Annotated in this window: 9 protein-coding genes; 2 read left to right on the top strand and 7 right to left on the bottom strand. The window is 43.9% G+C overall.

What is annotated here, in order from left to right:
* Window positions 1-98 precede the first annotated feature (98 nt).
* The 7 genes from ABFQ95_05795 to ABFQ95_05825 form a co-directional block, all read right to left on the bottom strand.
* Entirely contained in the window at window positions 99-362 is a 264-nt protein-coding gene (locus ABFQ95_05795; GenBank protein ID MEN8237037.1) for an aspartate-semialdehyde dehydrogenase, read from the bottom strand.
* A gap of 55 nt (window positions 363-417) precedes the next feature.
* A complete protein-coding gene (locus tag ABFQ95_05800; GenBank protein MEN8237038.1) occupies window positions 418-1695 on the bottom strand; it encodes an O-antigen ligase family protein in 1278 nt (425 codons plus the stop codon).
* Between the two features lie 4 nt (window positions 1696-1699).
* Entirely contained in the window at window positions 1700-2827 is a 1128-nt protein-coding gene (locus ABFQ95_05805; GenBank protein MEN8237039.1) for a glycosyltransferase family 4 protein, read from the bottom strand.
* 96 nt (window positions 2828-2923) lie between these two features.
* Window positions 2924-3100 (bottom strand): hypothetical protein, encoded by a 177-nt coding sequence (locus ABFQ95_05810; GenBank protein MEN8237040.1) that lies wholly within the window; start codon window positions 3098-3100, stop codon window positions 2924-2926.
* A gap of 4 nt (window positions 3101-3104) precedes the next feature.
* On the bottom strand, window positions 3105-5099 hold the full coding sequence (gene rpoD / locus ABFQ95_05815; GenBank protein MEN8237041.1) for an RNA polymerase sigma factor RpoD: 1995 nt from the start codon (window positions 5097-5099) through the stop codon (window positions 3105-3107).
* An 80-nt stretch (window positions 5100-5179) separates the two neighbouring features.
* Window positions 5180-6970 (bottom strand): DNA primase, encoded by a 1791-nt coding sequence (gene dnaG / locus ABFQ95_05820; GenBank protein ID MEN8237042.1) that lies wholly within the window; start codon window positions 6968-6970, stop codon window positions 5180-5182.
* 18 nt (window positions 6971-6988) lie between these two features.
* The gene (locus tag ABFQ95_05825; protein ID MEN8237043.1) at window positions 6989-7489 is read right to left on the bottom strand and encodes a copper chaperone PCu(A)C; all 501 of its coding nucleotides are present in this window, start codon (window positions 7487-7489) and stop codon (window positions 6989-6991) included.
* A 234-nt stretch (window positions 7490-7723) separates the two neighbouring features.
* Between ABFQ95_05825 and ABFQ95_05830 the strand changes: the two genes are divergently transcribed.
* On the top strand, window positions 7724-8866 hold the full coding sequence (locus ABFQ95_05830) for an ATP-binding protein (GenBank protein MEN8237044.1): 1143 nt from the start codon (window positions 7724-7726) through the stop codon (window positions 8864-8866).
* Between the two features lie 184 nt (window positions 8867-9050).
* Window positions 9051-9206 (top strand): IS6 family transposase (locus ABFQ95_05835; protein MEN8237045.1); only part of this gene is annotated, 156 nt, incomplete at its 3' end.

Here is a 9206-nt window from a genome sequence, read left to right on the forward strand (position 1 = left end):
CAACATTTGAAAATTTCATGGCTCTGATGGTGTAGTGTGCCCAGAGGAATCTCGTTTTTAGAAATTTCACGGGCACTCTCAACAGATGCGACAGAACCTTAATGCAAACTGAATTCACCTTTGAAATGGTGAAATTCGCTCGGATGAATTAATTCCGCATGCATTACTGTTACTGAATGCAGTCGTCCATCAAGGTGACTTTCCCAAAAATCCAAGAAATCACTCAGTTCAGGAAAGTCTGGTGAAAGATCCAGTTCTTGCCAAATATAGGACTGTAATATATTGGGGTAATCCGGCATGCGGTAAGTAATTTCAGCAGTTGTCAGTCTGTAATCCTTAAGTTGACGTTCGAAATCTCGCATATCAATACCTCCTGCAAATGCACAGGTATAGAATAGCATGGTTAGTATTACTTTTTTATTTACCGAGATTTTTCTTTTCTGTCTCTCCAATATAAAACATGAGCAATCCCAGCATAAGCCAAAAGACCGATGAGTTCCAATTATTGAAAAAGCTTCCTGAAGCACTAATAGGCCAAAGTTGTAAGGAAATGCTGATAACTAGACCGATAATCAACGGATCACTGTTCATTTTTGGAAGGGCGCGCACAACACGCATTCCCCATACACCTATTAAAAACAAAAATGCGCATAAACCAACAAACCCGGTTTCAACCAACCATTCAACGTAGTAGTTATGTGGATGGGTACTACAGCGATCATAAAAACTATTATCAGGACCATATTTTGGGTTTGGACACACGTTACGAAACTGCCGTATACCAACACCGAAAATCGGGAAGTCCTGCGTAATACGCAAAGCACTCTTCATTAGTACCTGATAAGGGCTATCAAGTGGTTTGTGAAACTCTTGCATAGACCTGTCCAAAAATCGGTTTTTTTGCGATGGCATACATAGTAGGAGCATCACCAATAGGATGCCCATCACAGCATTGGCTGCAAAGAAAAATTTACGAACTCGTGGCATCAGTAGAAAAGCCAATACACTACCTAATCCCATCAGTAAAAGCGCCATTCGTTCACCACTTAGAAATATGAAACCAACAAAGACACCCCATAAACCTAGAGCCAAAAATTTTCCCAACCGCCTTTTATGCTCAACCAAAAACATCATTGAAAAAAGTAGTAGTGGAAAACTGGTCTTTATCAAAAAAATGCCCACCTTAGGCATGCGGAAAGGTCCAGACAGCCGGTCACCATTAATCCGTGGCCGCCCCCTCAAATCAAAACCAAAGAAATATTCATACAAACTACACAAAAGAGCAGTGCTAATTGCCCCACCTAAACTCCACCACAATCGTTGGCGCCAACTTTTGTCCAGCAATACCCACGATTCGAGAGCGACAGCAAAAAGCACGAAGCGACCCCAAGGTAAACTATGCTTTATCCCAAGCGCAAATCCGTTCATCAGCAGGTTGGTTAGCATCAGGTATGCCCATATACCAATTGCGGTCTTGACCCACGCACTTTTAAGCCACGCATTATCTTTTGCCAGAACTGACCGAATGACAAACAAACCAGCAACCGAAGATAAAGCAATCTCAGTGGGCGCAGCACCTACAAGAAAACACCAAGGTAATAAACAGGTGAGAAAACATGCAAACGTTTGCATCCCTTCCAACAAAGTATTTTTGAAATTGCTCTCTACCGCTTGAGCTGAACTTGTTTTCATCATCAGTTTAAGGACCTTTCTCAAAAAGTTGTGCTCGGATGCGATCCAACTCAGCAACCCGATCCTGAATTTTAAAATTTTCCTCTGCACGCTTGAGACCTTTGGCTTGAAAGGTGCGACGCATCCCTGGGTTTTGGATTAAACGTTCAATGGCTTCAGCAAAATCAGACGCCTTATCTGAGTCGACACGCAAAGCAGCATCTCCAATAACCTCTGCAAGACCGCCATATGGCGTTGCCACAAGGGCTGCGCCTCCTGCCATAGCTTCCAATGCGGTTCTACCAAATGGCTCATGCCACTGAGAGGGAACCACAGCAATCTCAGCATACTCTACCTTGTCAAGCATTTGCTCAAAAGGAAGGTACCCATGGTATCGCACGCGTTCTCCCAAGGGTTCAAGTACAGAAAGGACTTGTCGTTCATAGTCTGATTTCTTATCGTGCTGCCCAAACCTTTGCGCCCCAATCATCTCAACACGCCATGGAGTTGGCACCTTGCTTAACACTTGGCGTACAGCTTGTGCGAATAACAGAGCCCCTTTTTCGGGAATAATTCTTCCCACGAATAAAATCACCGGCTTGCGCTCGCCCATTATTGGTGCAATCTGATCTATATCTAGACCTATGGGAATCACGTGTACTTTATTGCTGTGATTTTCAACTCCCTCCAAAAAGCGCGTCTTGAGGTATTCACTCACACAGTACACAACATCAACAATCTGCAAAAAGGCTTGCCGCTGCTTGGCGAATTGTAATCCTCGAATGGTTTGTGGATCATTGTGCAACTGAAAACTCAAAGCGGCATTTGGGAAAGCTCGCTTAATCCATGGGACATAAATTGCCCTATTGTGTAACTCAATTAATTGCGGCGCCATTTGCTTGAAAAGCGAATCTGCGCCTAGAAAGTAGCGATAAGAACGGCTGGAAATGGGCCATGGCGGTAACTTTATTGGTTGATAGTCACACTCTGGAAACGCAGAATTTAATTCTGAACCAAAGACAGTGTGTTGCTTTTGAAACTTGCTGTGACCAACAAAATCTCTTACGACCAATGCGATAGCCCCGGCTTTTTGCGGGCTAAATCCCTCACCACGCGGCAAAAGGGTTACGATGGAAGGATGGGCAGACGTGAACAAAAGTTAACTCCAGTAAAAAGCAGTGCCATGAAATACGCATCAATCTACCAGAGTCCCTTTTAAAACTCAAACGTAACCATTCAGCTCACACGGCCGTCATCCTGGACGTTGCATTTGGAATTCATGACCGTAAGGGCCAATGAATCCCAAATGCTTACGATCCAGGATACCATTTTCTATGATTTGCAAAAAAATAATGGGATCCTGAATCGCAAAGCTCGCAAAATCAGCGTTCAAGATGACGGCCGATGTGGACTGAATAGTTACACTCAAACACCTACTGATCCAAAAAGCTCCGCAATTTCCGTGAACGGCTTGGGTGCTTTAATTTTCGCAATGCTTTGGCTTCAATTTGCCGAATACGTTCACGGGTGACTGAAAACTGCTTACCAACCTCTTCTAGCGTGTGATCGGTATTCATGCCGATGCCAAAACGCATGCGCAAAACCCGCTCCTCTCGAGGGGTCAAGGTCGACAATACCCGAGTTGTAGTCTCTCGCAAATTTGCGTGTACTGCTGCATCGTGGGGGATGATGGCATTTTTATCTTCAATAAAATCCCCTAATTGTCCATCTTCTTCGTCACCAATCGGTGTTTCCAAACTGATGGGCTCTTTAGCGATTTTAAGAACTTTCCTGACCTTTTCCAAAGGCATACTCAAACGCTCAGACAATTCTTCCGAAGTAGGCTCACGCCCAATTTCGTGCAACATCTGTCTCGATGTACGAACAATCTTATTGATCGTTTCAATCATATGCACTGGAATACGAATGGTGCGCGCCTGGTCTGCAATAGCGCGCGTAATGGCTTGGCGAATCCACCAGGTTGCATAAGTCGAAAACTTATATCCACGGCGATATTCAAACTTATCTACCGCTTTCATCAAACCAATATTTCCCTCTTGGATAAGATCCAGAAACTGCAAGCCACGGTTCGTGTACTTCTTGGCAATCGAAATCACCAAACGCAAGTTAGCTTCAATCATCGCTTTCTTCGCACGAGTTGCCATCTGGTCACCCTTTTGAATTTGTACAATGACCTGACGTAAATCCGCTATACTAAGGCCTGCATTTGCTGCAATCTCATTGAATTCTTGGAGAATCTCTTCAACATCATTAGCATGTTTTTCCCAAAACTCTTTCCATTGTGCATTTTTCGAAGACTGGATCAAGTCAGCCCATGCAACCGGTGATTGCTGGGTATATCCCTTCAAAAACTCATCCCGGTCGATTCCACACAAAACAACTAGGCGCAACAACTGCCCGTCATAACGCATAATTTTACGATTTAAACCGTAGAGTTCCTGGGTAAAGTTATCGATCCGTTGTGGATTAAAAGGTATTTCATGAGCAAGAGTAAACAATCTCTTCTTGAGCTTTTTGTACTGATCAGCCACCTTTTTTTCAAGGGATTTTCCCTTCTGTTCATACTTTAAACGTTTTTTGCACAATTTTTGGAAATTAACATAGGCACGATCAATTTTGCCAAGAGTTGCCATGATCTTAGGCATCAAAGCTGCCTCCAGTTCAACTAAAGACGCACCTACTTCATCGTCTGCATCATCGCTATCTCCTGCTTCACTCTCACTTTGTGTTTGTTTTGCAGGCTTGGCAGTAGACTTAGACCCTGTCGCTTTCTTTTTTTTGGGATCTACTCCTGCCTTAGCGCTTTCTGTTCCCTCTTTACTACCTTCTGCACCTTCAAATTCACCTTCACTTTCACCCGTTGCAGAAGCATCAAGCACAATAATGCTGCGCAATGTAATAGCTTCTGCTTTCAGTTGTTGGTACCAATGCATAAGACGCTGATAGGTCAAAGGGCTTTCACAAAGGGCATCCAACACCATAGCCTGGCCCTCTTCAATACTTTTTGCAAGGACAATTTCCCCCTCACGAGTAAGCAATCCAACCGTTCCCATCTCTTTCAGGTACATCCGTACGGGATCATCTGACCGCGCAACCGATTCCTGTTCAGCGGCTACTGCCACCCCATTCTCGTCAGACTCAGTACTCGTGCTTTTTTTATTCTCAGAAGCTTCAACATCAATATCCATATCCATGTTACTCAGCGTGGTGACAACCTCTTCGATTTGTTCAGCTGAGGTTTTATCCTGCGGCAGCGCTTCATTAATCTCATCGTATGTCAACTTCCCGCGTTCTTTACCAAGCTTGGCCAGTTTTTGAATGGCTAACTTGATTGTAGCATCCAATTCTGGTGGCTTTTGGGTCGACTTTGCCTTCGATTTACGCGATGTCGCTACTTTTGCTGTCATAATTCTTTCCTCATTCTTTCCCATTGAAAAGTTGTCTTCATATGTTTGCCTAATCTATAGGCTTATTACCTTACTGTGAATCATCCTGACATCGTTTGTCGCTTCATGTTTTGAAAACGCTGCCAAGTATCTGAACGAAAATGTGTCGTAAACTCAGATTTCACTTTCTCTACATCCTCTTTCATATTCCTCTGGTCCTGCATTAAGTGCACTACTTCTTGCCAACCATCGAGAACTGTTGCTTCTGTCATACCCAACTTTGCAAATGATGCATGGACATATGTCTCCTTAGATAAAATGATCTCAACAATTCGTCGGTATCCTCTGGAAAGTATATGGGATCTCATCACCTGATCGTCAAGGTTTGGAATGCTATGAAAAATATCTAAAATCTCCTGTTTTAATTCTTCAAGCTCACGTTCTTTAAACTCAACCTGTGCGATCTGCTCATCCATCGAAACAAACACTTGAGGATAGTTGATCATTGCAGCAAGAACGGCAAAGCGTTGGCGTTTCATTGGGTCAAAACGGGTACGGATGCCCCCTCTTTGCTCTTGAGGAATAGCATCATTAACTGCTCTACCCCGTACTTGAGGCTTGCTGCGGAAAGCTTGATAAAAACGTTCTTTAAACTCTTGCTGATACAAAGAACGTACACTGGGATCTTGAATTGTCTCTAATTGTGAAAGCACATTTTTTCGCACCAATGCCCGTTGTTCTGGCGTTTGGGTTCGCTGATCGGTCACCCCTTGTTGCCACAGTACTTCTTGCAAAACTTGAGGACTGGTAAACAATGACTCCAATGTGTCCAGCGCATGCTTCTGTACAAGGCTATCGGGATCTTCACCGTGTGGCAACTGTACAAATTGCATTGAAAATCCTGGCTTCAAAAGCGGCAAAGCACGTTCAGCAGCTCTATATGCTGCTCGCTGCCCAGCCTCATCCCCATCAAAACATAAAATAGGCTCAGAATTTAAACGCCAAAGCTGTTGAATTTGCTCTGGGGTCAATGCTGTACCTAAGGGTGCAACAACTTTTTTATAGCCGGCTTGATAAAGTGCCAACACATCCGTGTAGCCCTCAACAATGATCAAGGGCTGATTGTTTTTCGAGTGCTGGTGTGTCTGATGTAAGCCGTATAGTGACTGTCGCTTGGAAAAAAGTAGAGTTTCCGGCGAGTTTAAATATTTAGGTTTGGCATCATCCAGCACCCGACCACCAAAACCAATGACGCGCCCTCTCTTGTCAAGAATTGGGAAAATAACACGATTGCGAAAACGGTCATAGGTTGGCCCATTTTCTCCCTTTCTGGCCAGTAACCCTGCTTTGAGCAAAAGGTCTTCTGAGTAACCTCTGCGTAAAAATTCCCGTTTTACAGATTGCCTCGCAGGTGCAAACCCCAACTGAAATGTATCAACCGTACTCTGCTGCAACCGACGACTTTGCAGATAAGTGCTAGCTGACCTTGCATTTGCTTGCTTAAGCTGTTCTTGATACCAAGCACACACTTCTTGCATAAGAGGGTACAGTTGTTCTTGATCTGTTTGTTGCTGCACTTCTTCAGTAGTTAAAGGCACAGCTTCAGGTAAGCTCATGCCTGCCTTGTGGGCTAGTTCCTTAACTGCTTCAAAAAACTCAAAATTGTGGATGCGCATAAAAAATCCGATGATATCTCCACCGGCGCCACACCCAAAGCAGTGGAAAACACCTTTTTGGTCATTCAACGTAAAGGAAGGCGATTTTTCTTTATGAAACGGGCACAATCCCGAATGTTCTTGCCCCTGCCTTTTAAGGCGTATATGCGGTGCTGCCAATTCCGACAACACAAAGCGATCTCGTAAATTCTGCAAAAAATCTTGAGAAAAGCGCATTGACAACTTTCATGTTTATCATTGTTGATGGTACGGACATCCGTATGTTGTATTATCTCCCGTATTGTCAAAAGAAGCAAGTCTCTGCACTGGAACTCCTACCTTCAAAGGATCTCCCTGGTCAAATACAAACGTTACCGGCAAAGTCTCACCTTCCGATAAAGGTCGCTTGAGCCCCATCAACATAATATGAAGTCCACCTTGCTCCAAGCGCGTTGTTTGCCCAGCCTTTAGAGCAATTTTGTCGACAGGGCGCATTTTTACAATATTCCCTTCATGACTGTGAGTATGTAATTCAGCATGATCACAGACCTGCTTTCCGACACGCACCTCAACCAGTGAACGATCTTGATTTTGCGTATTGTGAAAATTTGCGTAAATCACACCCACTGGACCCGTGCTGGCACGCGCCCAAGCTGAACCAATCTGAACTTTCTCTGTTGCTGCAGCAAGCAAATTTGCTGCATTAGAAAGCAAAATGCTTGAAACAAGCACTAAGTGTGCAAACCGATGACCCATAATCTTATCTCCTCTCTAGCTCATTACAGAATTCCTTATACGTCAGGGGCAGACTTTTTTCAAGGCTGCTGCCGCGGAGGATGTCATCGTAAAAAAATCATAAAAATTGTAAATTTAAAGTTATAGATCACAGCTTTGCTAAGGCTCTGTCGCATCTACTGGAATATTTGGGATGGTTCAAAAAATCATGAAAATTGTAAGTCAAACTTTCAATTTTCATGATATGCTCTCCCTATGAAACGTGATCTTTACTTAAAAAAAATTGACAAAAATTTTGCTGTGAATCCTGCTGTTGCTTTGTTGGGACCACGTCAGTGTGGCAAAACTACGCTTGCCGAGATGTATGAAAAGACACTTAAAGGCAAAACTGCTGTTACACGGTTTGATCTCGAAAATCCACGAGACCTCATTCGACTACAAGACCCCATGTTGGCTTTGGAGAATCTAGACGGACTGATCATTATTGATGAAGTGCAAAGGCGGCCAGATTTATTTCCTGTGCTACGGGTATTGATTGACCAACACCGACCAGGACGACAATTCCTCATTTTGGGCAGTGCTTCACGCGATCTGATTCGCCAGTCATCTGAAACTCTGGCGGGTCGGATTTCTTACTTAGAGCTTACACCTTTTTCATATGAGGAAACCCATAACATCCAAACTCTTTTGCTCCGCGGTGGATTTCCGCGCTCTTACCTAGCGCCTTCAGACCAACAAAGCTTTAGGTGGCTTAGAAACTACATCACAAACTTTCTCGAACGTGATCTGCCCAGCTTTGGCATCAACGTCGCCCCAGAAATGATGCGACGCTTTTGGATGATGATCTGCCATTACCATGGCAATCTCGTAAACTTTTCTGACTTGGGGCGATCACTTGGTGTCTCGCATATCACCATCCGTAACTATCTTGATATCTTATCGAGCACCTTTATGATCCGGCAACTCAACCCTTGGTTTGCCAACATCAACAAGCGCCAAGTCAAAAGCCCAAAGATCTACTTCAAAGACAGCGGTATTTTCCACCAGCTCTTAGGGGTTCGGAGTTTTGAGGATCTTACCCGTCACCCAAAGCTAGGCGCATCTTGGGAAGGGTTTGCTCTTGAACAAATTGTGCGTCACTATGATGCTGATCCTGAGGATTGCTATTTTTGGGCCGTGCATAGTCAGGCTGAGTTAGACCTGCTTATTATCAAGGACGGAAAAAAACTCGGATTTGAATTTAAATACACCGATGCCCCCAAAATTACAAAATCACTTAACACCGCTTGGGAACTCTTGGAACTTGATGCATTAACTGTCATCTACCCTGGTCCAGCAGACTACCCACTCACGACCGATATTCATGTGCAAGCACTGGAGTCTCTATTGTCACAATAAAGAAACTCAATGCCCCGTTATTTTATGAAAATTGTAAGTTATACTTTCAATTTTCATAGCTTTCAACCCTTCACACCCATACGAATTACGACTCGAGCGGTTGCAACCGCTCCAACAGGTTCTGTCGCATCTGTTGCCGTCCCGTAAAGATTGAGGTATCTTCACTAGGAAGGTAGGTGCTCAAATGTTCAAAGTTTCAGAAAAACTCTCACATCATTTTAAGGGATTCAGTTCTTCAGCTTCAGTAATCCTGATGTTTGTCTATATGAAGTTTCGATTCTCCCTCAGTTATCGCGAGTTGGAAGAGATGATGCTGATGAGGGGTGCAAGCGTTGACCAC

Source organism: Pseudomonadota bacterium, from assembly GCA_039714795.1.
In the GTDB taxonomy this organism is placed as follows: Bacteria; Pseudomonadota; Alphaproteobacteria; order JAGOMX01; family JAGOMX01; genus JBDLIP01.